The organism is Amycolatopsis jejuensis (genome assembly GCF_000717335.1).
In the GTDB taxonomy this organism is placed as follows: Bacteria; Actinomycetota; Actinomycetes; order Mycobacteriales; family Pseudonocardiaceae; genus Amycolatopsis; species Amycolatopsis jejuensis.
The window spans coordinates 22,784-47,481 of the sequence record NZ_JNYZ01000006.1 but is presented as its reverse complement, the minus strand read 5'-3'; the positions used below and the strand labels follow the sequence as shown (position 1 = coordinate 47,481).

23 protein-coding genes are annotated in these 24,698 nt (G+C 70.7%); 10 read left to right on the top strand and 13 right to left on the bottom strand.

The annotated features are described in order from the left end of the window. Window positions 1–12: 12 nt before the first annotated feature. The 5 genes from OO71_RS08995 to OO71_RS08975 are packed head-to-tail and all read right to left on the bottom strand — an operon-like array spanning window position 13 to window position 6,553. Window positions 13–2,394 (bottom strand): CoA transferase, encoded by a 2,382-nt coding sequence (locus OO71_RS08995; RefSeq protein ID WP_033289236.1) that lies wholly within the window; start codon window positions 2,392–2,394, stop codon window positions 13–15. Beyond that, on the bottom strand, window positions 2,387–3,784 hold the full coding sequence (locus OO71_RS08990; RefSeq protein ID WP_033289235.1) for an amidase: 1,398 nt from the start codon (window positions 3,782–3,784) through the stop codon (window positions 2,387–2,389). The genes OO71_RS08995 and OO71_RS08990 overlap by 8 nt, the downstream gene beginning before the upstream one ends. Further along, window positions 3,781–4,200: a thioesterase family protein gene (locus OO71_RS08985; protein WP_156096230.1), complete on the bottom strand. Its 420-nt coding sequence runs from the start codon at window positions 4,198–4,200 to the stop codon at window positions 3,781–3,783. The genes OO71_RS08990 and OO71_RS08985 overlap by 4 nt, the downstream gene beginning before the upstream one ends. Further along, on the bottom strand, window positions 4,197–5,129 hold the full coding sequence (locus tag OO71_RS08980; protein WP_033289383.1) for a 3-hydroxyacyl-CoA dehydrogenase NAD-binding domain-containing protein: 933 nt from the start codon (window positions 5,127–5,129) through the stop codon (window positions 4,197–4,199). Before OO71_RS08980 ends, OO71_RS08985 begins: the two co-directional genes overlap by 4 nt. Next, on the bottom strand, window positions 5,129–6,553 hold the full coding sequence (locus OO71_RS08975; protein WP_033289234.1) for an APC family permease: 1,425 nt from the start codon (window positions 6,551–6,553) through the stop codon (window positions 5,129–5,131). Before OO71_RS08975 ends, OO71_RS08980 begins: the two co-directional genes overlap by 1 nt. A 117-nt stretch (window positions 6,554–6,670) precedes the next feature. On the opposite strand from OO71_RS08975, the gene OO71_RS08970 reads away from it, so the two are divergent. Further along, window positions 6,671–7,552, top strand: a complete 882-nt coding sequence (locus tag OO71_RS08970) for a LysR family transcriptional regulator (protein ID WP_033289233.1) — start codon at window positions 6,671–6,673, stop codon at window positions 7,550–7,552. A 3-nt stretch (window positions 7,553–7,555) separates the two neighbouring features. On the opposite strand, the gene OO71_RS08965 is transcribed toward OO71_RS08970, so the two are convergent. From OO71_RS08965 to OO71_RS08955, 3 genes are all read right to left on the bottom strand, one after another. Further along, window positions 7,556–8,152 (bottom strand): class I SAM-dependent methyltransferase, encoded by a 597-nt coding sequence (locus OO71_RS08965; RefSeq protein WP_033289232.1) that lies wholly within the window; start codon window positions 8,150–8,152, stop codon window positions 7,556–7,558. An 83-nt stretch (window positions 8,153–8,235) separates the two neighbouring features. After that, window positions 8,236–9,852 carry a helix-turn-helix transcriptional regulator gene (locus OO71_RS08960; protein ID WP_033289231.1) on the bottom strand — a complete coding sequence of 539 codons (1,617 nt, stop codon included), beginning with the start codon at window positions 9,850–9,852 and terminating at the stop codon, window positions 8,236–8,238. Window positions 9,853–10,253: 401 nt separating this feature from the next. After that, window positions 10,254–11,162 (bottom strand): SDR family oxidoreductase, encoded by a 909-nt coding sequence (locus tag OO71_RS08955; protein ID WP_033289230.1) that lies wholly within the window; start codon window positions 11,160–11,162, stop codon window positions 10,254–10,256. A 77-nt stretch (window positions 11,163–11,239) separates the two neighbouring features. Between OO71_RS08955 and OO71_RS08950 the strand changes: the two genes are divergently transcribed. Further along, window positions 11,240–11,986, top strand: a complete 747-nt coding sequence (locus OO71_RS08950; RefSeq protein ID WP_033289229.1) for an enoyl-CoA hydratase family protein — start codon at window positions 11,240–11,242, stop codon at window positions 11,984–11,986. Between the two features lie 13 nt (window positions 11,987–11,999). Beyond that, on the top strand, window positions 12,000–13,052 hold the full coding sequence (locus tag OO71_RS08945) for an NAD(P)H-dependent flavin oxidoreductase (protein ID WP_033289228.1): 1,053 nt from the start codon (window positions 12,000–12,002) through the stop codon (window positions 13,050–13,052). Here the strand turns inward: OO71_RS08945 and OO71_RS08940 are convergent. The 3 genes from OO71_RS08940 to OO71_RS08930 are packed head-to-tail and all read right to left on the bottom strand — an operon-like array spanning window position 13,030 to window position 16,128. After that, window positions 13,030–14,175, bottom strand: a complete 1,146-nt coding sequence (locus OO71_RS08940; RefSeq protein ID WP_033289227.1) for an acetyl-CoA C-acetyltransferase — start codon at window positions 14,173–14,175, stop codon at window positions 13,030–13,032. The two genes, OO71_RS08945 and OO71_RS08940, sit on opposite strands and share 23 nt — an antisense overlap. A gap of 16 nt (window positions 14,176–14,191) precedes the next feature. Further along, the gene (locus OO71_RS08935; protein ID WP_033289226.1) at window positions 14,192–14,971 is read right to left on the bottom strand and encodes an SDR family oxidoreductase; all 780 of its coding nucleotides are present in this window, start codon (window positions 14,969–14,971) and stop codon (window positions 14,192–14,194) included. Next, entirely contained in the window at window positions 14,968–16,128 is a 1,161-nt protein-coding gene (locus OO71_RS08930) for an acyl-CoA dehydrogenase family protein (protein ID WP_033289225.1), read from the bottom strand. The genes OO71_RS08935 and OO71_RS08930 overlap by 4 nt, the downstream gene beginning before the upstream one ends. Before the next feature lie 47 nt (window positions 16,129–16,175). Between OO71_RS08930 and OO71_RS08925 the strand changes: the two genes are divergently transcribed. From OO71_RS08925 to OO71_RS08900, 6 genes are read left to right on the top strand one after another with little or no spacing between them, the layout of a single operon-like run. Beyond that, window positions 16,176–17,030, top strand: a complete 855-nt coding sequence (locus OO71_RS08925) for an enoyl-CoA hydratase (RefSeq protein WP_425388660.1) — start codon at window positions 16,176–16,178, stop codon at window positions 17,028–17,030. Then, entirely contained in the window at window positions 17,027–18,160 is a 1,134-nt protein-coding gene (locus tag OO71_RS08920; RefSeq protein ID WP_033289223.1) for an acyl-CoA dehydrogenase family protein, read from the top strand. Before OO71_RS08925 ends, OO71_RS08920 begins: the two co-directional genes overlap by 4 nt. After that, complete coding sequence (locus tag OO71_RS08915; RefSeq protein ID WP_033289222.1) at window positions 18,157–19,050, top strand: acyl-CoA dehydrogenase family protein; 894 nt, start codon at window positions 18,157–18,159, stop codon at window positions 19,048–19,050. Before OO71_RS08920 ends, OO71_RS08915 begins: the two co-directional genes overlap by 4 nt. After that, window positions 19,050–20,105, top strand: coding sequence for an acyl-CoA dehydrogenase family protein (locus OO71_RS08910; protein WP_084144816.1), 1,056 nt, complete (start codon window positions 19,050–19,052; stop codon window positions 20,103–20,105). The genes OO71_RS08915 and OO71_RS08910 overlap by 1 nt, the downstream gene beginning before the upstream one ends. Further along, entirely contained in the window at window positions 20,095–20,955 is an 861-nt protein-coding gene (locus OO71_RS08905) for a CoA transferase subunit A (RefSeq protein ID WP_033289221.1), read from the top strand. Before OO71_RS08910 ends, OO71_RS08905 begins: the two co-directional genes overlap by 11 nt. Then, window positions 20,952–21,695: a CoA-transferase gene (locus tag OO71_RS08900; RefSeq protein ID WP_033289220.1), complete on the top strand. Its 744-nt coding sequence runs from the start codon at window positions 20,952–20,954 to the stop codon at window positions 21,693–21,695. Before OO71_RS08905 ends, OO71_RS08900 begins: the two co-directional genes overlap by 4 nt. Window positions 21,696–21,700: 5 nt before the next feature. Here OO71_RS08900 and OO71_RS08895 read toward each other — a convergent pair whose 3' ends face one another. Next, the gene (locus tag OO71_RS08895; protein ID WP_051791396.1) at window positions 21,701–22,324 is read right to left on the bottom strand and encodes a TetR/AcrR family transcriptional regulator; all 624 of its coding nucleotides are present in this window, start codon (window positions 22,322–22,324) and stop codon (window positions 21,701–21,703) included. A gap of 88 nt (window positions 22,325–22,412) precedes the next feature. Here OO71_RS08895 and OO71_RS08890 point away from each other — a divergent pair, with 88 nt between their 5' ends. Beyond that, entirely contained in the window at window positions 22,413–23,921 is a 1,509-nt protein-coding gene (locus tag OO71_RS08890; RefSeq protein ID WP_342669919.1) for an AMP-binding protein, read from the top strand. On the opposite strand, the gene OO71_RS08885 is transcribed toward OO71_RS08890, so the two are convergent. Continuing rightward, on the bottom strand, window positions 23,906–24,664 hold the full coding sequence (locus OO71_RS08885) for an SDR family oxidoreductase (RefSeq protein ID WP_033289218.1): 759 nt from the start codon (window positions 24,662–24,664) through the stop codon (window positions 23,906–23,908). The genes OO71_RS08890 and OO71_RS08885 overlap by 16 nt on opposite strands. Between the last annotated feature and the right edge of the window lie 34 nt (window positions 24,665–24,698).

The following is a 24,698-nucleotide window of genomic DNA, read 5'->3' as shown; positions in this document are numbered from 1 at the left end:
GGGAGACCAGTGTCAGGCCGGGAGGTACGTTTCGCTCCAGTGATCGCTGACCACGCCGTCACGCAGCATCGCGGCAATGTCGCCGGGGCGGTAACCGAGTTCGGCGAGCACTTCCCGGGTGTGCCGGCCGTATTGCGGCGCGTCGGACGGCATCCGGACCTGCAGATGTTCACCCCGGATTGCTTGTGGCGCAACGAGATCGACCTCGTGTCCGCTCGGATGACGGTCATGCCGCACGAACACCCCGCTCGACCGCAGTGGCACCGGCCCGGCGCTTTCCCGCACCAGGCCGCGCTCACGCAGAGTCGCAATGTGCTCGATGCGCTGCACCGCGAACCCGCGCGGGGAAAGCAGCTTGACCCAGTGGTCGACGTCGTGGTCGGCGAAGGCGTAGTCGACGTTCTCGTCCGGACCGGCCAGGAAGAACCACCCATCGGCGGCCCGGTAGCACTGGTATCCCGGCGACGCGCCGAGGGTACCGGGACCGCTGGGCTCTGGCAGGTCGTCGCGACCGGGTCCGTCGTGCAGGAACGGGATCTGCAGCAGCTGCCCGGCCGCGGCCAGGGACGTCCGCATGACCCGGGGCTGGTCGCTCGGGCGCAGCAGCGCGGCGACGGTGGCGAACGCGGCGCAGAACCCGGCGAGGGCGTCGATCGTACCTAGGTGCGCGTGTTCCTCGGGCGTGTCGGGGCCGCCGCCGAAGCGGGTCATGATCCCGGCGCAGGCCTGCACGTTGTCGTCGTAGCCGACCGCACCGGACCGCGGGCCGGGGTTCGGGCCGCCGTACGCATCGATCCGCATGAGCACGATACCGGGTCGCAAAGCGTTGAGCCGCAACGGATCGAGGCCGAGCCGGAGCAGCTGGTCCTCGGTGCCGTTGAAGGTCACTGCGTCGGCGGACGCCACGAGCCGGTCGAGAATGTCGCGGCCTTCCGGCGTCTTGAGGTCGGCCAGGACACTGCGTTTGCCGCGCTGGGCATGCATACCGACGACGATCGCGTGGTACGGGTCGAAGCCGGGCGTCGGCGGGTCGACGCGGATCACGTCGGCGCCGAACCGTGCCAGCGTCGCCCCGACCATCGGGCCCGCGATCACGTTGGTCAGGTCGAGAATGCGCACGCCCGACAGCGGCAAGCCGTCGCCCTGGACCGGCGGCGATACCTGCCGGGGCATCGTGAATCCACCCTCCGCCGGACGGGCCGCGGTCCGCTGCGGCGGGTGGTTCTCGGCCCACACCACCGGTCCGGGCACGGTGAGTCCGCCCTCGATCGTGGCCACCAGTCCCGCCGCGCGCGGATGGCCGGAGCGGATCCACTCGAGAGTGCTGCGATGCGCCGCACCGGGGATTCCGGCGGCGTCGAACCGGCGTTCCCATTCCTCGGCGGTCCGGGTGCGGAACACCTCGCTGATCAGCTCCGTGAGCCGCGCGGTCCAGCGGGCCGACAGCGGGTACGCCAGCAGGGTGCAGTCGACGCCATCCGGCCACGTGTCGGTGGCGGTGTACGGGTCGACGAGCGGGATTCCTTCTGCCACCACAGTTTCCCACAGACCCAGCAGCTTCAGCGACCGCACCGCGTGCGTGCGGTGGGCGGGACAGCAGTGGTAGAACAACCGCCCGTCGCGGCAGACGTAGCTGCGGTAAAACGGGTCGAGCAGCGACTGGAGCTGGTCGTACGTGAGGTCCATCGGCTCACCGGCGCGGCGGCGGCGGGCGATTTCGTGCTCGCGCAAGGACAAATACCGCGGCGGCAGGTCGGACACCGCCAGCGAGTTGAACGCCAGCCCCTCCAGCACGGCCTCGGCCAGCGGGACTTCGAGCACGTCACCCCGGCCGGTCCGCTCCCGGGCCTTCAGCGCGACGGTCACGGCCAGCGCACCGAGCGCCGCCGCGTAAGCCGAGGCCAGCGGCAGTGGCGTGAACGACGGGTCGACGCCCATCAGGACCCGATTCAGCCCCATGTCCGTGTACCCGCCGGTCGCGGCCATCACGACGCCTTCCCAGCCCGGCGTGTCGCGCCGCGGATCACCCTCGCCGAACCCGGGCAGCGACAACTGCACCGCATGCGGGTTGAGCGCGGTGATGTCCGCGGGACCGAGCCCGAATCCCGTCATCACGCCGGGCCGGAAGTTCTCGATCACGACGTCAGCCTCGGCGATCAGGTCCTGCGCCGCGCGCAGCCCGGCGGGGGTGGTGAGGTCGAGCCGCCGGACGGCTTTGCCGCACCCGAGCGCGTCGGCCGCCGGGGACTGCCAGCGCGGCCCCTCCGGCGGGTCGACGTGGATGACCTCCGCACCGAGGTCGGCCAGCATCAGCGCGACGGCGGGTCCGGCCACGTACTGGCCGAAGTCGAGCACGCGGATCCCGGTCAGGGGTGCAGCGGATTCCTCAGGCACAAGCACTCCTCGGGGTCGGATCCGGCCAGGCCGGCGGTTGCTCGACGGCCGCGCCGATGCGGAACGGCGTCGCGTCGTCGAACGGCCGTCCGACGATCTGCACCCCGGTGGGCACGCCGTTGTCCGCGAACCCGGACGGCACGGCCAGCACCGGACACGCCGCCATGATGTTGAACGGCAAGGCAAGCAGTGCCTCGAAGTAGTGCCGGAGCGGATGGCCGTCGACCTCCGGGCCGTAGCCGACGTAATCCTCCCCGGCTACGAGCCCGCGGGTGCCCGCTGTCGGACAGACGAGGGCGTCGAACCGCTCGAACAGTTCCCCGACCGGCGCGGCCAGCTCCGCTTCGAGGGCGAGACCGGCAAGCACCGACCCACTGTTCTCGCGGGCCCACCGAACGAACTCGACGGCGTACGCGGTCTCGGCAACGCCGTCCACCGCCGCGCCGAAGCCGTGGTGGAAGTGGGTGGCCGCCGCCCGCAAGACCTTGTCCCGCGGCACGGTCAGCCCGACCGTCTCCACCCGCGCCCCGGCATCGCGCAGCCGCTCGGCGAACGTGCGGGTATTGCGGCGGATCTCGGGATCGATCGGCCAGTCTCCCAGATCCTCCGACAGCGCAATGCGAAGCCCGGCGAGACCGTCCACCGGCTCGGGCAGGAGGTACGGCGGCAGCGCACCGAGGTCGTACGCCGCAGGCCCGGCGACCACGTTCTGCAGCACCCTGACATCCGCCACCGAGCGGCCAAGAACTCCCGAGTGGACATAGGGATCGAGGTGGAACGGTGGATCCACCGGCACCCGCCCGCGCGGCGGCTTGAACCCCACGACCCCGCTGAACGCCGCGGGCACCCGGATCGAACCGGCAGTGTCGGACCCGGTGGCCAGCACCGTCGACCCGGCAGCGAGCGCCGCCGCCGAGCCGCCGGACGACCCGCCCGGCGAGAACTCCGGATTCCACGGGTTCCGCGTGACACCCCAGAGCGAGGAATGCGTGAACGCCGCGGTCGCGAACTCCGACGCGGTGCTGCGCGCGTGCACGATCGCCCCTGCGGCCTGCACCCGGCGGACGAACTCCGCGGTATGCCCGGCGATGGTGTGCTCGTGGACGCGCGACCCCTGCGTCCACGGCTGGCCCGCGATCGCCTCGTCCTCCTTGACCACGGTCGGCAGCCCTTCGAGCGGCCCCGGGGTCCCGTGTCCGGCGTACCGCCGCTCGGCCACCTTCGCCTGCCCCAGTGCACTCTCGAACAGCCGGTGCGCCAACGCATTCACGACCGGTTCCGTCTGTCCGGCCCTGGCGAGCACCGCCTCGGTCAGCTCCACCGGCGACAGCTCCCGGGCACGAAAAGCCCGTAACGCCTCGACCGCGGAGAGGTAGGCCAGCTCGCTCATCGTCCGGCCTTTTCCGGCGCCAGCAACCTTTCCGCCGCAATACGCACCTGGTCCGGCAGCGGTTTCGCCTTCACCGCACCGAGATCGACGTGCACCCCCACGATCTCCGCCGTCGCCCGCATGCGCCCGCCCGCGGACATTTCGTGCCAGAGCACCAGCCGCTTGCCGCCGACCTCGGTGACCTGCGTCGTCACGGTGACCTCCTCGCCGAGCACAACCTGGTCCAGGTAACGGAGATGCGCCTCCACGGTGAACAGCGAGCATTTCTCCCGCTCGCGATACTCCGGGGTCATCCCGACGTGCGCCATCGCGTGCTCGGTCGCCTCCCCGAACACGAGCACGTAGTACGCCTCGCTGAGGTGCTCGTTGGCGTCTATCCACTCTGGACGGACGCGGCGCCGCAACTGCGGAATCACGACTCCCCCCGCACCGCGCGCAGCACCGCAATCACCTTGCGATCGCGCTCGGCAACCAGGTCCGCCGTCGACCGGCGCCCGGTGCCTTCGACCAGACTGGCGCGTAAGCGATCCGTCAGCTCCGGGCTTGCCAGCCGCGTCCACGGGTAACTCACGCCGAAGTGGTCCAGCGCATGCGCCATCCCGCCTTCCCCGCCAGCGAGGTGGAAGGTGGTGCACGGCCCGTGGAACGGCCACCTCAAGCCAGGTCCGGCAATCACCGCGGTCTCGATCTGGTCCACAGTGGCCTCCCCGGCGTCGATCATGTGCAATGCCTCGCGCCACAACGCTTCCTGCAACCGGTTCGCGATGAACCCGGGTACCTCGCGGTCCATCACGATCACGGTTTTCCCGGCGTGCGTGTAGAACTCCTCGGCCCACCGCACCGCCTCGGCCGCCGTCCGCTCCCCGCCGACGACCTCCACCAGCGGCAGCAGATACGGCGGGTTGAACGGATGCCCCACCACGAGCCGTTCCGGCCGCGCGGCCGCCGCCTGCATGTCCGTCATCCGGTACCCGGAGGTCGACGAGCCCACGACGATCCCCGCCGGAGCAGCGGCATCGATCCGGGCCAGCAGGTCCGACTTCAGCTCGAGGTTCTCCGGCGCGCTTTCCTGCACGAACTGCGCGTCGGACACGGCTTCGGCGAGCGTTTCGGGCACGGTCAGCCGATCGCGCGAAGCACCGGGAGCGAGACCGAGCTCGACCAGCGTCGGCCAGGCGGTGCCGACCAGGCGGCGCAGCTTGGCTTCGGCGTCCGGCGCCGGGTCCCAGGCGGTCACCTCGAACCCGCGGGCCAGGAAGTGCGCGACCCAGCCCCCGCCGATCACCCCGGCCCCGACACACGCGACGCGCCGCACCGCAGCCGGTTCGACAGACGATTCCCACATCAGGCAGAACTCCTTGCGTTGGTCTCGCTGCGCCGGTCGGCGACCCGGCGCAGCCCGTAGAGCGCGATGGCGAGGGCGAGCACGCCGACGCCGATGAGCTCGTCGCGCCAGCTCCCGTACCCGGTCAGCTCGGGATGCAGTGCGGCAACGACGAGGAACACCAGGTTGACCGCCGCAAACGCCACCGCCAGCGGAATCCCGAGGCGGCCGACGCGGAACGCCCGGTCCGGCGCCGCGTTGTCGCGCCGCAGCAGCACGTACCCGGCGAGCGCGATGACGACCGCGATCAGGTACCCGAGGTTGGACGCGAAGACGATGCCGAGCACGTTGCCGATGAAGATCACCAGCGCGATGTTGAGCAGCAGCCCGGCGGTCATCGCGCGCGACGGCATGGCCTTGCGGTTCAAGCCGCCGAGCGATTTCACGGTGAGCCCGTCCACCGCCATCCCGTGCAGGGCGCGGCCGCTGTCGGCGGTCGACACCGACATCAGGTTCAGCATCGCCAGGCACAGCACCACGACCGCGAGCCAGCCCGCGCCGCCGAAGAGGTTTTCGAACATCACCACCACGAACCCGAGTGGCTCCGCGGTGATCACGCTCTCGTCCGTGGTCCCCGCCGCCAGCACCGGCAGCAGCACGAACACCGCGAGCGCGGCGGCCCCGGAGGAAATCAGCGCGCGGGGTGCGTCGGTGCGCGGATTGCGGTACTCCGGTGTGAAGGTCGCGGCGATTTCCGTGCCGTAGACCGTCCAGCCCATGAGGAACAGCCACACGCAGGCGACCACGAACCCGGACTGGCCACCCGAACCGAGACCCCAGGAAAGCCGGTCGAACTGCAGGTGCCCGCCCGCGATCGCGACGACCGCGGCGACCACCAGCACGATCAGGACCAGGCCGTTCGCCGCGGTGCTGAACCCGACGGCCAGCCGGATGCCGAGCGTGTTGAGCACCCACACGAACAGCAGCGAGAGCACCGCCACCACGTGCGCGACCCCGAGGTGCATCCAGCCGAGGTGCAGCGACGGCGCCCCGGAAAACCATTGCGCGGCAATGAGACCGCCGATCACCAGCGCATTGCCGGCCAGCCCGAACGACCACCCGATCCAGTAGCCGGCCGAGGCCACCGCACCTGTCGCGCGGCTGCGCGAACGCCACGCTTCCGAGGCGTACAGCGCAATTCCGCCGGCTTTGCTGGGAAACATCGACGCCATCTCGGCGTAGAGGAAATTCTGCCCGATCGCGAGCAGGCCCGAGACGGCGAGCAGCGCGATCGCCGCCCACGCGCCGAGCCCGCCGATCCAGTACCCGACCACGGCGAGTGCCCCGGCCGGCAGCGCGACGGCGAGCGAGAACGCGTCCCGCCAGCTCATCGTCCGGCGGAACTCCTGCCCGGCCGCCTCCGGACGAGCTTCTTCGACAGCCATTGTCGTCCGCTCCTTCATCCCGCCCCGGCGGCGGGTATGCCGGAAATGGTCGTCAGCGTGGGCTTATAAGTCAACGCTCCGCTTTTCTCGGGTATCCATAAGTGATAGCTTGGGTCAGTGACGCTGGAAGATCTTCGGGTGTTTCTCGACGTGTGCGAGCGCGGCAGTTTCACGGCAGTGGCGAAAACGTTGTCGTGCAGCCAATCGGCGGTGAGCCAGCACATCCGGCGGCTCGAACGGGAGCTCGGGCTGCAGCTGCTGGAACGGCTGCCGCGCGGCGTCCTGCCCACGGCGGCCGGGCGGCTGCTGCGCGACGCGGCGGCGGTGGGGGTCGGGCGGATCGATGCGGCAGCCGAGCGGTTGCGCACGATGGCCCGCAGCGGCGGGGTCGACGAGGTGCGGATCAGCACCGGGTCGGCCACCGTGCGGGCCTTCATGCGCGACGCGATCACCGCGCTGCAAACGCGGTACCCGGATGTGAAGCTCACTTTCCGCACCCAGCCGACCACGCGCGACTGCCTTGCCGACATCGAGGCCGACCGGTCCGACCTCGCGCTGGTGTCGATCGTCGGCCCGATCGCCGGGGTCGAAGTCCGGCCGATCGTCGAGCTGCACTGGACGCTCACCGTCCACCGCGACGACCCGATGGCCGGGCGGGAGTCCATCACGGTGGACGAGCTGGCAACGCTGCCGAACCTGGTGCTGCCGGTGTCGTCCAGCTCGCTGAGTGCCCTGCATCCGTTGCTGGGCACGGCGAACTTCCGCGACGCCGGGGTCGCGGAATGGGACACGGCCATGCTGCTCGCGGAAACCGGGGTGAACCGGGCGCTGGTCGCGACCGTCCCGCGGTATGCCCCCGCGGAACTGCCGCATCTGCGGTTCATCCCGATCGAGGACCTCAAGGCCCCTACCGCGGGCTGGGCCGCCCGCAGCTGGGCGGACCTGCCGAAACCGATCCTGGAATTCGCGGAGACGGTCGAGGCGGAAATGCGGAAGTGACCGTCAGCGGCGGAGCAGGTAGAACTGCGGGGCCGCGGCGCGGAGCGGCTTGGGCATGCCGTCGACCGGCGCTGACCCGGCGTCGACGACCTTCCAGCCTTCGAACGCTCTCACGATTGCGGTCTCGTCGGCACCGCGGGGCAACGGTTTGCGGTTGCCCGGACGGAACGCGAGCATGATCATCACCGCATCCGGAGCGGCGACGGCGGTGGCGGCACGGCCCATCCGCGCGCGCTGATCGTCGGTCAGCCCATGGAAGCAGCCGACGTCCAGCAGCAGCTGGTATCCGGTGCCGACCTGGTCCACTGTGGTCACGTCGCCCTGCACCACCGTGACCGGAACACCTGCCGCGGCAGCACGGGCACGGGCTTGGCGGACGGCTTTCCCGATGGCGTCCACGCCGGTCGCGTCCCAGCCGCGGCGGGCGAGCGCGACCAGGTGCATCCCGGACCCGCAGCCGAGGTCCAGCGCCCGGCCGGGACCGCCGAACTCGTCCTCGGCGCGGGCGAACAGCTTGTCGAGTGCGGCGGAACCGGCCTCCCCGGCACGTTCCCACGGGGTCAGGCCCAAGGCGTAGGCAATGGCGTATCCGGTACTCATGACTCGCTCCTTTTCTGGTCTGTGCTTGACCGTAGGAGCGCGGCGGGCGCGGGCGCGTCGGCAGAACTGTGTAGATCCCGGATTCAGGCCAAGTCGTGACGGTAGGCGAAGGCGGTGGCCGCGGACCGCGACGTGACGCCGAGCTTGCGGAAGATGTTGGCGACGTGCCGGGCGACGGTTTTCTCGGACAGGAACAAGGTCTGCGCGATCGAGCGGTTGGTCGCCCCGGTGGCGACTGCGCGTAAGACCTCCACCTCACGCAGGGTCAAGCCGCCGGGCCGGGGGTCCGCCGCGGGACGGGCGGCGAGGCGGTCGACGGCGGCGACGTCCGGGACTGCGCCGAGCTGGTCGAAAACCCAGCGAGCGGCGAGGAGTTCGAGTTCGGCAGTGTCGTCGTCGCCGAGGGATCGGCAGGCCAGCGCGATGAGAACGCGGCAGCGGGCGGCGTCGTACGGCGCGGGGATGTCCTGCCACGCGGCCCAAGCTTTGCGGAGGATGGTGAGGGCTTTGGCCGGATCGTCGGCGAGATCCACGGCCCCGCTTGCGTGTAATGCGGCGGCTTGGAGCAACGGAGCTGCCCGGTGATTGGCCGCCGCCTGGAGTTCTTCTGCGGCGGTCCGGGCCGCTTTCCCGTCCCCGCCCGCGAGCGCGATCTCGACGTAACTGGGCAGCAATCGCAGCCGGAGCGACGACCTGCTGACCTCGTCCAGCGCACGGCGGACAGCGGCCAGCGCCACGTCGACCCGGTTCTGCGCCACGCGAAGCAACCCCAGCCCCGGCTGCGGGTCGTGGCCGACCTGCAGCGCCGCCTCGTACGCCGCTTCGGATGCGGCGAAATCCCCGCGCAGCCGGTGCAATTCCCCTCGCTGGTACAGCGCCATCCCGGTCGCCGGGTCCTCGGCGCGGGTTTCGGCGTGGTCGATCTCGGTGGCCGCCTCCGTCCAGGATCCAGTGAGCCGCAGGATCTCGGCGCGGTGCACCGTGCACTGCCCGCGGTACGGCACGAGGTCCGGCTGGGCCGCGCACCACCGGCTCAGCGCAGCGGTCCACTCCCGCCCGCGGCGCACGTCGAACGCGTCGCGGCAGGTCTCGATCACCGCGCAGTAGACGAGCCCGGTGAGCTGGGGCGAGACGTCCTCGGCCGTAGTCACCAGCACCATGACCTCGTCGAGCTCGGCAAGCCCCAGCTCGACCTCGCCACTGCCGACGAGCGCCTGGCCACGCGCGTTGTGCGCGAGGACGGCGAGGTCCGGGTTGCGGTACCGCTCGCTGAAGGCGACCGCCTGGTCGGCGTGGTCGAGCGCCGTCGGAAGGTCCCCCTTGAAGAACGCCTCCATCCCGCGCGGGACCAGCAGGAACCCGTGCCAGACGGAGTCCCCGGGGTGCTCGTCGAGAACCGTCCGCACCCGGGCGAACCAGCCCGCCCCACGCGCATGCTCCCCGCGAAGCGTCAGCGCCAGCCCAAGCCAGAACGCGGCCCGGCACGCGTCCTCGACCCGCCCGGCCCGCCGGTACGCATGGTGCGCCCGCTCCCGCGCCGCGTCGGACTCGCCGTCCCGGCCTATCAGCAGCGCGGCGAGCCCCCAGCGCTCGAGGTCGTCGGCGCCGGCCGGGTCCGCTTGTGCGTACAGGTCACCGGCCGCCCGCCAGCGCCGCTCGATGAACGCCGCCCGCGCTGCCGCCAGTCCCTCGCCTGCCATCGGGGAAGCATATTCGCCCGGGTTATCGGGCCCGGGTTTCGCGGAGAATGCGGACAGCCTTGGGTCCGACGCCGGGCAAGGCCAGCAACTCGGCATCGGTCCGGGCAGCGACCTGGGCCAGCGTGGTGATCCTGTTGCCACTGCACAGCCTGACGAAACTGGGCGACAGTGGTCATCGGCCCAGTTTGGCACGCACTCCGGCCTGTCTCACGAGGTTCCGTAGACCGGTTCCGGCGCCAGAGCTTCACGCGGCAACTCACGCACCACCGGTCCAACCTCCCCTACCGTCCACCGCCGGGCGAACTCCCGGCCCGTGACCTCTCCCGCATCCTCGCTCGCCAGCCACGCCACCACCGGCGACACATTCCCCAGGTGCCGTTGGCACGCGCCCCTCCCACAACTCACGAAGCCCCGTACACCGGCTCCGGAGCAGGAGCCTCACGCAGCAACTCACGAACCACCGGCCCGACCTCCCCTACCGTCCACCGCCGGGCCAGCTCCCGGGCCGGACCGTGTGCCCAGCCGTTCTCCACACAGATCCGCCCACCCTCGACCTCCAACACCCGGCCCGTCACGTCCCCGGCATCCTCACTGGCCAGCCAAGCAACGACCGGCGACACGTTCCCCGGATGCATTGCGTCGAACCCACCGTCCGGCGCGGCCATCCGGGCCGCGAACGGGCCTTCGGTCATCCGGGTTCGCGCGGCCGGGGCGATTGCGTTCACCGTGACGCCGTACCGGCCCAGTTCCGCCGCGCCGACCAGCGTGAGTGCGGTGATCCCCGCCTTCGCCGCGCTGTACGCGCCCTGTCCGACGCTGCCCTGCAACCCCGCGCCGGAGCTCGTGTTGATGACCCGCGCGGCTCGGGTCCGGCCCGCTTTGGCCTCGGCTCGCCAGTAGGCCGCCGCGTGGTGCATCAGCGCGAAATGGCCTTTGAGGTGGACCGCGACCACCGCGTCCCACTCCTGCTCGCTCGCGGAGACGATCATCCGGTCCCGTACGAATCCGGCGTTGTTCACTACGATGTCCAGCCCGCCGAAGGTGTCGATTGCCTGCTGCACCAAGGCTTCCACCGCCGCGAAGTCCGCGACGTCGGCCCCGTTGGCCACCGCTTCGCCGCCGAGCGCGCGGATCGCGGACACCACCTCCCCGGCCGGACCGGCCGACGCCCCCTCCCCCGCGCCCGACGTGCCCAGGTCGTTCACCACCACCCGGGCTCCCTGCCGGGCCAGCTCCAGCGCGTGTTCCCGGCCGAGCCCGCGCCCGGCCCCGGTCACGATCGCGACCCGGCCGTCCACGATCCCGTTCACCCCGTCTCCGTCCTCCAGGTTCCCCGTCAACCAAGCAAGTGCTAGGGTACCAAGCAATCGCTAGGTTAGGAACGGACGTGGCAATTTCCGTACGGCACCACGACAACGGCACCTCCGTCGTCACCATGGATTACCCGCCGGTGAACGCGCTGCCGGTGGCCGGCTGGTTCCGGCTCGCCGAGGTGCTGCAGGCCGCGGGCACCGACCCGGCGGTGCGCGTCGTCGTGCTCCGCGCCGAGGGCCGCGGGTTCAACGCCGGGGTCGACCTCAAGGAAATGCAGCGCACCACCGGGTTCGACGCGCTCGTCGGCGCCAACCGCGGCTGCTACCTGGCGTTCAAGGCGATCTACGAATGCGCGGTACCGGTGATCGCCGCGGTACACGGCTTCTGCCTCGGCGGCGGGGTCGGCCTCGTCGGCAATTGCGACACGATCGTGGCGGCCGACGACGCGTACTTCGGCGTCCCCGAGGTCGACCGCGGCGCACTCGGCGCGGCTACCCATCTCGCCCGCCTGGTCCCGCAGCACCTCATGCGCACGCTGTACTTCACCAGCCGCACCATTGCCGCGAAAGACCTGGTACAGCACGGTTCGGTGCTGGAGACCGTGCCCGCGGCGGACCTCCTCGACGCCGCCCTTGCCGTGGCCGCCGAGGTCGCCGCGAAGGACCCGCGGGTGATCCGCGCGGCGAAAGCGGCGCTGAACGGCATCGACCCGATGGACGTCAACCGCAGCTACCGGTACGAGCAGGGCTACACCTTCGAGCTCAATCTCACCGGCGCCGCCGACGAGCAGCGCGACGCGTTCGTCGCCCGGCACGACTGACCCGAGGAGACCCGTGCGCACTCCCCTCACCGAGCTGACCGGCGTCGCCCACCCGATCGTGCAGACCGGCATGGGCTGGGTCGCCGGTCCGCGGCTGGTGTCCGCCACGGCGAACGCAGGCGCGCTCGGCATCCTCGCGTCAGCCACCATGAGCTACGACGAACTCGACCGCGCGATCCAGGAAGTCAAGCAGCGCACGGACAACCCCTTCGGCGTCAACCTCCGCGCAGACGCCGGTGACGCTGCCGACCGGGCCGACCTGCTGATCCGGCACGGCGTCAAAGTCGCGTCTTTCGCCTTGGCCCCCAAAAAAGAGCTGATCGCCCGGCTCAAGGACCACGGCGTGGTGGTGATGCCGACCGTCGGCGCCGCCCGGCACGCCGAGAAAGTCGCGTCGTGGGGCGCCGACCTGGTGATGGTGCAGGGCGGCGAAGGCGGCGGGCACACCGGGTCGATCGCCACGACGCTCCTGCTGCCGACGGTGCTCGACGCCGTCGACATCCCGGTCGTGGCCGCGGGCGGTTTCTTCGACGGCCGCGGTCTGGCCGCTGCGCTGGCTTACGGCGCGGCCGGAATCGGGATGGGCACAAGGTTTCTGCTCACCAGCGACAGCGCGGTGCCGGACGCGATCAAACGCCTGTACCTCGGCTTCGGCCTGGACGGCACCGTCGTCACCACCAAGGCCGACGGCATGCCGCACCGGTTGCTGCGCACGCCGTTCGTCGAAGGTCTCACCACCGAAAGCCGCCTGGCGAGGCTGACCCGAACCCTCCGGCGGACGAGAGATTTCCACCGCCACAGCGGCCGGTCCTGGGCGTCGCTGGTAGCCGACGGCTTCCGGATGAACCGCTCCTTGACCCAGACCATGCTGGCCGCGAACACCCCGATGCTGCTCAAGGCAGGCCTCGTCGACGGCGACCCCACCGCGGGCATGCTGGCGTCCGGCCAGGTCGTCGGCGTGATCGACGACCTGCCGAGCTGCGCCGACCTGGTGACCCGCATCGTCACGACCGCCGAAGCCCGCCTGCAAGCCATCACGGACGTCAGAGGCGCTCCAGAATCGTGACATTCGCCTGGCCGCCTCCCTCGCACATCACCTGCAGGCCGTAGCGGCCGCCGGTGCGGTCGAGTTCGTGCAGGAGCGTCGTCATCAGCCGGACGCCCGTCGCGCCGATCGAGTGGCCCAGCGCGATTCCGCCGCCGTTCACGTTCACTTTCCCGTGCGGTACCCCGGTTTCCCGCATCCACGCCAGCACCACCGGCGCGAAGGCTTCGTTGCACTCGAACAGGTCGATGTCGTCGACCGTCAGCCCGGTCTTCGCCAAAGCGCGCTGCGTGGCCGGAATGGGCGCGGTCAGCATCCACACCGGATCCGCGCCGCACACGCTGAGATGGTGCACCCGCGCCCGCGGCGTGAGCCCGTGCACCCGCACCGCCCGTTCCGACGCGATCAGCATCGCCCCCGCGCCATCACTGATCTGCGACGCCACCGCGGCCGTGATCGGGCTCCCCTCCTCCAGCGGCGGCAACCCGGCCATCCGGGCCAACGACGTATCCCGGCGCGGCCCCTCGTCGACCGAAAACGAGCCGACCGGCGCGATCTCCCTGGCAAAGACCTCGACCGCCGCCAGGGCCCGGCGATGGCTCTCCAGCGCGAACTCCTCCAGCGACCGCCGCGACAGGCCCCACTTCTCCGCGATCATCCGCGCCGACCGGAACTGCGACACCTCCTGGTCGCCGTACCGCGCCCGCCAGCCCGGCGACTCCGCGAACGGCGTGCTGAACCCGAACTGCTGCCCCACGGTCATCGCGGACGAGATCGGGATCGCGGACATGTTCTGCACCCCTCCCGCGACCACCAGGTCCACCGTCCCGGAAAGCACGCCCTGCGCGGCGAAATGCACGGCCTGCTGGCTCGACCCGCACTGCCGGTCGACCGTCACCCCCGGCACGTGCTCCGGCAGCCCAGCGACCAGCCACGCGGTGCGGGCGATGTCCCCCGCTTGCGAGCCGATGGTGTCGCAGCAACCGAAAATGACGTCGTCGACCGCGGCCGGGTCGATGCCGGTCCGCGAGACGAGCGCGGTGATCACATGCGCGCCGAGGTCCGCGGAATGCACTCCGGCGAGCGCGCCACCACGGCGGCCGACCGGCGTACGAACTGCGTCGACGACATAAGCCTCGGGCACGAAACCTCCTGCGGGATCAGGGATGCTGACTGCTCACTGACACGACTTCCCCGGTGAGATACGACGAATACGCACTCGCCAGGAACACCATCACGTTCGCGACCTCCCACGGCTCCGCCGCCCGGCCGAACGCTTCCCGGCCCTTCAGCTCGTCGAGCAGCTCCGCGCTGGTCACCTTCTCCAGGAACGGATGCATCGCCAGACTCGGCGACACGGCGTTCACCCGGATTCCGGACGGCGCCAGGTCCATCGCCGCGGACCGCGTCAGCGCCATCACCCCGGCCTTCGCCGCCGCGTAATGCGCCTGTCCTTCCTGCGCCCGCCAGCCGACCACCGACGCGTTGTTCACGATCACCCCCTGGGTCCCCCGCGCGATCATCCGCCGCGCCGCCGCGCGGATGCATCGGAACGTGCCGGTGAGCGTCACGTCGAGCACCAGCGACCACTGCTCCTCGGTCATCTCGGTGATCGACGCCGTACCGCCGAGCCCGGCGTTGTTCACCATGATCTCGACCCCGCCGAACGGCTCGGCCGCGTCGAGCAGCGCGGTGACCTGGTCCTCCTTGGTCACGTCACAGACCACCGACGCCACCCGCTCGCACCCGAACTCCGCCCCCAGCTTCGCCGTGGCTTCCGCGAGCCGCCGCGCATGGGTGTCCCCGATGACGACCGCCTTCGCCCCCTCCTCCAGGCACCGCCGCGTGACCGCCGCGCCGATCCCCGCGCCCGCCGCCGCGGTCACCACGACCACGCGGCCGGTCAGCAACCCGTGCCCGGGGACGTACTCGGCATTCACGGTCGCGGCTCCTTCGGCAGGCCGAGCACGCGCTCGGCGATGATCGTGCGCTGGATTTCGTCCGAACCACCGTAAATCGTGTCGGCCCGGCTGAAGAGGAACAACGTCTGCTGGGCATCCAGCCCGTAAGACGGACCGACCGTCAGCGCATCGGCGCCGCGGACGTCCATCGCCAGCTCACCCAGCTCCCGGTGCCACCGAGCCCACAACAGCTTCGACACCGGCCCGGCCTCCGGCGAACTGAGCGTGCGCAACGCGTGTACCCGCAACACCTCCAGCCCCACCTCGGCGCGCGCGAGCCGGTCCCGCAGCACCGGATCGTCGTACCGGCCGTTGTCCTTCGCGGTGGCGACGATCCCGGCCAGCTCCCGGGCGAACCCGACCTGCTGCCCGAGCGTGGACACCCCGCGCTCGAAGCCCAGCGTCGCCATCGCGATCCGCCAGCCGTCCCCGGGCGCGCCGACCACCAGCGACTCCCCGGTGCGCGCGCCGTCGAAGAAGACCTCGTTGAACTCGCTGGTGCCGGTGAGCTGCCGGATCGGCCGCACCTCCACACCCGGCTGGTCCATCGGCACCAGCAGATACGACAGCCCGGCATGCCGCTGCGACCCGGGTTCGGTGCGCACCAGCGCAAAGCACCACTGCGCGTACTGGGCCAGCGACGTCCAGATCTTCTGCCCGTCGATCACCCACTCTCCGCCCGCCAGCCGCGCACGCGTGCGCACCCCGGCGAGATCCGACCCCGCGCCGGGTTCCGAATAGCCCTGGCACCACAGCTCGGTGACGCCGATGATGCCGGGCAGGAACCGCCGCCGCTGCTCGTCGGTGCCGTGTGCGATGAGGGTGGGTCCGAGCAGTTCCTCGCCGAGGTGGTTGACCCGCGCCGGGGCGTCCGCCCGCGCGTACTCCTCGTGGAAGATCACCTGCTGCTGCAGGCTCAGCCCGCGGCCGCCGTACTCGACCGGCCAGCCGAGGCACGTCCAGCCGTGCGCGGCCAGATGCTGGTTCCACGCCTGCCGTTCCTGCGGTGCTTCGTGCTCGCGGCCGGACCCGCCGAGCCCCTTGAGCGCGGCGAACTCCCCGGTGAGGTGATCACCGAGCCAGGCGCGCACTTCGGCGCGGAACCGCTCGTCCCCGGACGTCTCGCGAAGCTCCACCCCGCTCACGCTACCAAACCAAGCACTTGTTTGGTAGCGTGAGCGGGGTGGACAGCGAGCAGGTCGTGACATACGAGGTCCGGGGTCCGATCGCGGTCGTCACCCTGAACCGGCCGGAGTATCGCAACGCCCAGAACTCGAAGATGACCTACGCGCTCGACGCGGCCTTCGGGCAGGCGGTGGACGATCCGGCGGTGAAGGTGCTCGTCCTGGCGGGCAACGGCAAGCATTTCTGCGCCGGGCACGACATCGGCACCCCGGGCCGCGACGCCGGCCAGACCTTCGAACGCAAGGCGGTCCTCTGGTGGGACCACACCGACCGCGCCGGGGTCGATGCCCGGTTCGCCCGCGAATCGGAGGTCTACCTCGGGATGTGCCGCCGGTGGCGGGACATCCCGAAGCCGGTGATCGCCATGGTGCAGGGCGCGTGCATCGCGGGTGGCCTGATGCTCGCGTGGTCATGCGATTTCATCGTCGCCGCGGACGACGCGTTCTTCTCCGATCCGGTGGTACGCATGGGAATTCCGGGCGTGGAGTACTTCGCGCACCCGTGGGTGATGAACCCGCGGGCGGCGAAGGAGTTCCTCTACACCGGCGACCGCTTCGGCGCCGAACGTGCGCAGGCGCTCGGCATGGTCAACCAGGTGGTACCGCGTGCCGAGCTCGAGGAAGCGACGTTCGCCATCGCCGAGCGGATCGCGCAGATGCCGCAGCTGGGTCTCGCGCTCACGAAGAAGGCGGTCAACCAGGCCGAAGACCTGATGGGCATGCGCGCCGGAATGGACTCGGTGTTCGGGCTGCACCACGCCGCCCACGCGCACAACGCCGAGGTCGGCCGCGATTCGCTGGCCGGCCTTGACGCGCGTGCGATGGCCAAGGCCAACAAGGATGCCGCGGGATGAGCCCGGAGTTCACCGCCGCGGAGGACGCGTTCCGCGAGGAGGCCCGCGCCTGGCTGCGGGAGCACAGCCCCGGCCCGCTGCCGTCGATGGACACCGCGGACGGCGCCCGTGCACACCGCGAGTGGGAAGCCGAACTCGCCGCCGACCGGTGGTCCGTGGTCACCTGGCCGGCGGAGTACGGCGGACGCGACGCGAGCCTGGTCGAATGGGTGCTTTTCGAGGAGGAGTACTACCTGAGCGGCGCGCCGACCCGGATCGCACAGAACGGCATCTCGCTGCTCGCCCCGATCCTCTTCGAGCACGGCACCGAAGACCAGCGCCGCCGCCACCTGCCGCCGATGGCCGACGGCCGCCGGATCTGGGCGCAGGCCTGGTCCGAGCCCGAGGCAGGCAGCGACCTGGCCGGAATCCGCAGCACCGCCACCCCCGCCGACGGTGGCTGGGTCCTCGACGGACAGAAGATCTGGAGTTCCCGCGCGCCGTTCGCGGACTGGGGTTTCGGCCTGTTCCGGACCGGCCCGCGCAGCCTCACGTACTTCCTCTTCCCGCTCGACGCACCCGGGGTCGAGGTCCGCCCGATCGCCCAGCTCGGCGGCGAGCCCGGGTTCGCGGAGATCTTCTTCGACGACGTCTTCGTGCCCGACGAGGACGTGCTCGGCGAGGTCGGCGACGGCTGGCGCGTGGCGATGAGCACGGCAGGCAACGAGCGCGGCCTGTCGCTCCGCTCGCCGGGCCGGTTCCTCGCCGCCGCGGACCGGCTGCTGGACCTCTGGGCACACCGCGGAGCCGACGCCCCGCACCTGCGCGACCGGGTCGCCGACGCGTGGATCAACGCCGAGGCGTATCGGCTGTACACCTGGAACACCGTCGACCATGTGCAGAACGGCAGCGAAATCGGGGCCGCGGGCAGCGTGAACAAGCTCTTCTGGACCGGACTCGACCTGGCCATCCACGAAACCGCACTCGATCTCCTCGGCGCCGGGCAGGAACTGCGCAGCCGCTGGATGGACGGCTACCTGTTCGCCCTCGGTGGCCCGATCTACGCCGGTACCAACGAAATCCAGCGCACCATCGTCGCGGAACGGCTGCTCGGCCTCCCCCGCGGCGACCGCCGGAAGGCGCAGGCATGAAGTTCGGGGTGTCCACCGAGCAGCGCGCGTTCGCCGACGCGCTCGACTCCCTGCTCAGCTCCACCGACGTCCCCCGGTGGCAGCAGCTGGCCGACCTGGGTGTCACCGCGCTGGGTGTACCCGGCGAAGGCGGAACCCCGGCAGACCTGGTCGTCGCCTTCGAACGGCTCGGCTACCACGGGGTATTCGGTCCGGTGATCGAGTCCATCGCCGCCGCTCCCGCGTTGCTGACCGACCCCGATCTGCTGGCCGCGCTGGCCACCGGCGAGGCGATCGTGACGTTCGCGTGTGCCCCGGACACGCCGTACGCCCTCGACGCCGACATCGCCACCGACGTCTTCGTGGTCACCGATTCCGTGCACCGGGCGGAAATCGGCCGCTCGCTGGCCTCGGTCGACCCGTCGCGGCACCTGTTCGAGGTCACCGCCGGTCCAACGGTGCAACCGCTCGCTGCAGACCAACGGGAACGAGCACTCGACCTCGCCAGCCTCGCCTGTGCCGCCATGCTCCTCGGCTGCGGCGAACGGATCCTCGCCGACACCATCATCTACCTCGGGCAGCGCCGCCAATTCGGCCGCGTGATCGGGGAATACCAAGCGCTCAAGCACGCCGCCGCGGACGTCCGGGTCGCGCTCGACTTCGCCCGCCCGCTCCTGCTCGGCGCAGCACACGACCTCAGCCCCCGCGCTGTCTCGGCCGCGAAAGTGTCCGCCTCGGACGCAGCCCAGCTCGCCGCGCGCACCGGACTGCAACTGCACGGCGCGATCGGGTACACGCTCGAATGCGACCTGAGCCGGTGGCTGCTGCGGGTCCGGGCGCTGGTCGGCTGCTGGGGCACCCCGGCCGGGCACCGCGCGCGCGTGCTGGCGAGCCTGATGAGGGGCCGCTGATGGACTTCGCGTTGTCCGCCGAGCAACAGGAACTCGCCGCCGCCGTGCGCGGGCTGGTCAAGCGCCGGGCCGCGACGGTCGATCTCCGGGCGGCCATCGAATCCGGGTACGACACCGGCCTGTGGACCGCATTGTGCGACCAGATCGGCGTGGCCGCGCTCGCCATCCCCGAGCGCTACGGCGGCGCCGGGTTCAGCCTGGCCGAAACCCATGTCGTACTGGAAGAACTGGGCTCAAGCCTGACCCCGGCACCGCTCCTGGGCTCCGGAGTGCTGGCCGCACAAGCATTACTCGCCGCCGACGCACCCGCGTTGCTCCCCCGGATCGCGGCCGGTGAAGTCGTCGCACTCGCCTGGGCCGACCGTGCCGGACGACACCGCACCGACGGGTCCGACATCGTGGCGTCCGCCGCCAACGGCTGGACCCTCGACGGCACCGCCACCCTGGTCCTCGACGGCGCGCAGGCGTCCCCGCTCCTGGCGATCGCGATGGCCGACGACGGACCCGCGCTGTTCCAGGTCGACGCATTCACCGCCGAACCCACCCCGGCCCTCGACCCGACCTTGCGCTTCGCCCGCGTCACCTTCGACCACACCCCGGCCGCGTTGCTCGCCGCCGACTTCGGAGCTGCCCTGCCCCGGTTGCACGCCATCGCCGCGATTGCTTGCACCGCACTGCAAGTCGGCGGCGCACAGTCCTGTTTGGACCGTACCGTCACCCATCTGAAGGAACGCGATCAGTTCGGCCGTCCACTGGGTTCGTTCCAGGCGTTGAAACACCGGGTCGCGGACATGCTGGTGCACGTCGAAAGCGCCCGCTCGATCTCGTGGGCCGCAGCAGGCGACGTCAGGCAAGCGGCTTATGCGAAATCCTGGTGCACTGATGCGTTCAACGCCGTCGCCGCGGAAATGATCCAGCTGCACGGCGGAATCGCGATCACCTGGGAACACGACGCGCACCTCTACTTCAAACGGGCCCACGCGCTCACCCACCTTTTCGGCGACGCACGGGAGCACCGGGCCATGATCAGCGCGGGAGGAACCCTTGGGCAGTAAAGAGATGACGCTCGCGAGTGTCACCGAGCACGTCCGGTCAGGCATGACCGTCGGCGTCGGCGGCTGGGGCTCGCGGCGCAAACCGATGGCGATGGTGCGTGAACTGCTGCGCAGTGACGTCGACGACCTGACCCTGGTCACGTTCGGCGGGCCCGAGGTCGGCCTGCTGTGCGCGGCAGGCAAGGTCCGCCGGGTGATCTACGGGTTCGTCTCGCTCGACTCGATCCCCCTCGACCCGCATTTCCGCGCCGCCCGCGAAGCCGGGCGCATCGAGGCGACCGAGTACGACGAGGGCATGTTCGTGGCCGCGCTGCGGGCAGGCGCCAACCGGCTGTCGTTCCTGCCGACGCGCGCCGGCCTGGAAAGCGACGTCATGACGATGAACCCGCACTTGCGCACGGTCGCGTCGCCGTATGACGACGAGGTGTACGTCGCGGTCCCCGCCGTGCGCCCGGACATCTCGCTGATCCACCTCAACCGCAGCGACCCGCTCGGCAACGGCCAGTTTCTCGGCCCTGACCCGTATTTCGACGACCTCTTCGCCATGGCGTCGGACAAAACGTTGCTGAGTGTGGAGAAAATCGTCTCCACGGCGGAGCTCACCGCCACCGAACGGTCGACGTCGCTACTGGTCAGCCGGATGTTCGTGAACGGCGTGATCGAGACTCCGCGCGGGGCGCATTTCACGTCGTGCGATCCGGATTACGGCCGCGACGAGGAATTCCAGCGGCATTACGCGGCATCCGCGCAGGACGAGGAATCGTGGCAGCGGTTCCGCGAGACCTTCCTCGCCGGTGACGAGGCGAGTTACCACGAAGCGGTCCGCGAATTCCACGGGGTGTACGCATGAAGGCGACCCGTGCGGAGGTCTGTATTGCGGCCTGCTCCGACGCGTGGCGCGGCTCGGGCGAGGTGCTGGCGCACGCCGTCGGCACCATTCCGGCGATCAGCGCCCGGCTCGCCCGGCTGACCCACTCCCCCGAGCTCGTGCTGTCGGACGGCGAATGCCATTTCCTCGCCGACGCCCTGCCGCTGGGTGCGACCGGCACCGTGGAGGGCTGGGCGCCGTTCGGCCGGATCTTCGACATCCTCGCGACCGGACGACGGCATTCGATGATGGGCGCAAGCCAGCTCGACCGCTTCGGCAACCAGAACATTTCGCTGATCGGCGACTGGCGGCGGCCGAAACGCCAGCTCATCGGCATGCGCGGCGCACCGGGCAACACCGTGAACCACCGCACCGACTACTGGGTCAGCAGGCATTCGCCTCGCGTGTTCGTGGACCGGGTGGACGTGGTGTCCGGCGTCGGCAACGACCGCGCCCGCGCGCATCCGTCCCCGGCGCTGCGGTTCCACGACCTCGGCGTGGTGGTGACCGACCTCGCGGTGCTGGACTACGCCGCGGACGGGCGGCTGAAGGTCCGCTCACTGCACCCCGGCGTGACCGCCGACGACGTGCGCGCCGGCACCGGGTTCGACCTGGAGTTCGCCGGCGCGGCCGAGACCCGGCTGCCCGACGAGCGGGAACTGGAGCTGATCCGCACGGTGCTCGATCCGGCGGGCGCCCGGGACCGGGAGGTGCGCTCCTGAACCGGTCAGCCGGCGAGCAGGCCGCCGTAGAGCATCGTGAGATATTGCTGCGCCACGACGTCGTGGCGGAGTTTGCCACGCGGGTGATACCAGCGGACCGACGTCCAGACCGTGTCGCGGATGAACCGGTACGCGAGGCTGATCTCGAGGTCGTCGCGGAAGTCGCCGGAGTCGCGGCCGGACTGCAGCACGCCGAGCCAGAGCTTCTCGATCTTCGCCGACGTCTTCCCGACGAACTCGAAATCGGCAAGACTGCCGACGACGGCCGATTCGTTCTGGTACAGCGCCACCGCGAACGGCCGCTCGTGGATGGTGGCGAACGCGGTGTGCACGAGAGCGTCGAACTGCTCGCGCGGCGTGCCCTCCTGCGCGGCGATCCCGGTGAACGCGGCCAGCAGGTCGTCCATGAACTCGCGGAGGATCTCGCGGAGCATGTCCTCTTTGGACGCGAAATGGTGGTACAGGCTACCGGACAGAATGCCCGCTTCGTCGGCGATGTCGCGGACGGTGGTCTGCGAGTACCCTCTGGTCGCGAACAGCTGCGCGGCGATGCCGAGCAGCTCGCTGCGGCGGGTGCCCCCGTTGGCCGCCTTGCCGGCTCCGGCAGCCCGGCCCGTTCGCGGAGTCATCGCATGAATCCCTTCCTGCCCGGCCCGCCCGCGGACCTCGGTACCGCCCAGTATACCGAACAAGCACTTGCTCAGTGAGGAGACCCGCGTGCCCGGACCTCGCACGATGCCCGCCCTGCTCGACGACGCAGCGCGCCGGTTCGGCACCGCCCCGGCCGTGGCCACCGAGCTGACTTGGGCCGAGCTGAGGGAGCAGGTCCGCACGGTTTCCCGGGCCTTCGCGGCGATCGGCATCCGCGCCGGGGACCGGGTCGCCGTGTGGTCGCCGAACCGGGTCGAGTTCATCCTCGCACTGCTGGGCGCGGAATGTCTCGGCGCCGCGCTGGTCCCGATCAACACCCGTTACCGCGGCGAGGAGGCCCGGGTGATCCTCGAACGTTCCGGCGCCTCGGCTCTGGTGCTGTGCAACGGATTCCTCGGCAACGACTACCTGGGCATGCTCGATGGCTGCGAACTCCCCCGGTTGCACACCGTGATCGACCTCAGCGGCTCGGCCCTGCCGTGGCCGGAATTCCTCGACCGGGGCGCGTCGGTGCCCCTCTCCACGATCACCGCCGCCGAACAGGCCGTGACGCCCGAAACGGTGGCCGACATCCTGTACACCTCGGGCACCACCGGCGTCCCCAAGGGCGTGATGAGCACGCACCGGCAGACGATCGGGGTCGCGGAGGTGTGGGCGCGCGGTGCTTCGCTGACTCCCGAGGACGAGTACGCGATCGTCAACCCGTTCTTCCACTCCTTCGGGTACAAAGCCGGGGTGATCGCCGCCCTCACCGCGGGCACCACCATCCACCCGGTCGAGACCTTCGACCCGGTCGCGCTCATGGGCCTGATCGAACGCGCCCGGATCACCGTGCTCCCCGGCGCGCCGACGCTCTTCACCACCCTGATCAACCACCCGCGGCGGACCGAGTTCGACCTGTCGTCGCTGCGGTTCGCGATCGCCGGCGCGGCCACCGTGCCGGAGAACCTGTTCGCGGACATGCTGGAAATCCTCGGCTTCGACCAGGTCGCGCAGGCGTATGGGCTCACCGAATGCGTGGTCGCCACGCAGTCGCGGCCGCACGAGGACCCGCAGCACGTCGCGCACACCACCGGCCCCGCGGTGCCGGGGCTGGAGATCCGGATCGCCGCCGACGGCGAAATCCTGATCCGGGGCGAGTACGTGATGCTCGGCTACTTCGACGACCCGGACGCGACCGCGGCCGCCATCGACGACGGCGGCTGGCTGCACACCGGCGACGCCGGATGTCTCGACGAGCACGGCTGCGTGAAGATCACCGGGCGCCTGAAGGACATGTTCACCGTGGGCGGCTTCAACGTGTACCCGGCGGAGGTGGAGAACGTGCTGAGCGCCCACCCGGACGTGGTGGAGGCGGCCGTGATCGGCGTCGCCGATGCCCGGCTGGGCTCCGTGGGCCAGGCTTACGTGACCCTCCGCCCCGGCGCCACCACCGCCGGGCTCCCGGACTACTGCCGCGAACGCCTGGCGAACTTCAAGGTGCCGCGAAGCTTCGTGGTGCTCGACGAATTCCCGCGCAACGCCAGCGGCAAAATCCTCAAACGGGACCTGGCCCCGGGTCAGCCCTCGCGCTGAAGGAAGGCAGGCCATTCGCCGCCGCCGTCGACGTTCAGCACGGCTCCGGTGACGTGGCTCGCCAACGGCGACGTCAGCAGCAAGCAAGCCTGGCCGACCTCGGCGGGGGTCGCGAACTGCCCGCGTGGGATCGTGCGCGCGATCGCGTGCCGGCGCGCTGGGTCGCCGTAATGGTCCGTCGCGCCCGGCGTTTCCACCAGCCCGCAGCTGACCGCGTTCACCCGCACCTGCGGGGCCCACTCGACCCCGAGGCTCGCGGTGAGGCTTTCCAGCGCCGCCTTCGCCGCGCCGTACACCGCCGTGCCGGGGCTCGGCCGACGCGCCGAAATCGACGTGACATTGACCGCCGAAGACCCGGAAGTGGCGCGTAGCAACGGGTACGCCGCATGGAGGACGTAAGCCGCGGCAAGGAAGTTGAGGTCGCTGATCTTCCGGTGAAACCGCGGCGACGCCTCGGCGAACTGCGCGAACGGCGCCCCGCCCGCGTTGTTCACCACCACGTCGAGCCGCCCGTGTCGCTCCCCGATCCCTTCCAGCCACGTCTGCACCTGGTCCGGCTCACGGACGTCCACCCGCTCGAAATGCGGCCCATCAGCCGAGTGCAGCCGCTCCGGCGCGGTCCGGCCGCAGATCTCGACGTCGGCGCCCGCTTCGAGGAAGGTCGCCGCGATGCCGTCGCCGACCCCGCGCGCGCCACCGGTGACGGCGACGACGCGGCCGCTGAGGTCGAAGCTGACGGGCATCCTGCTCCTCCGGTACGGGGAACACCCAGGCTAC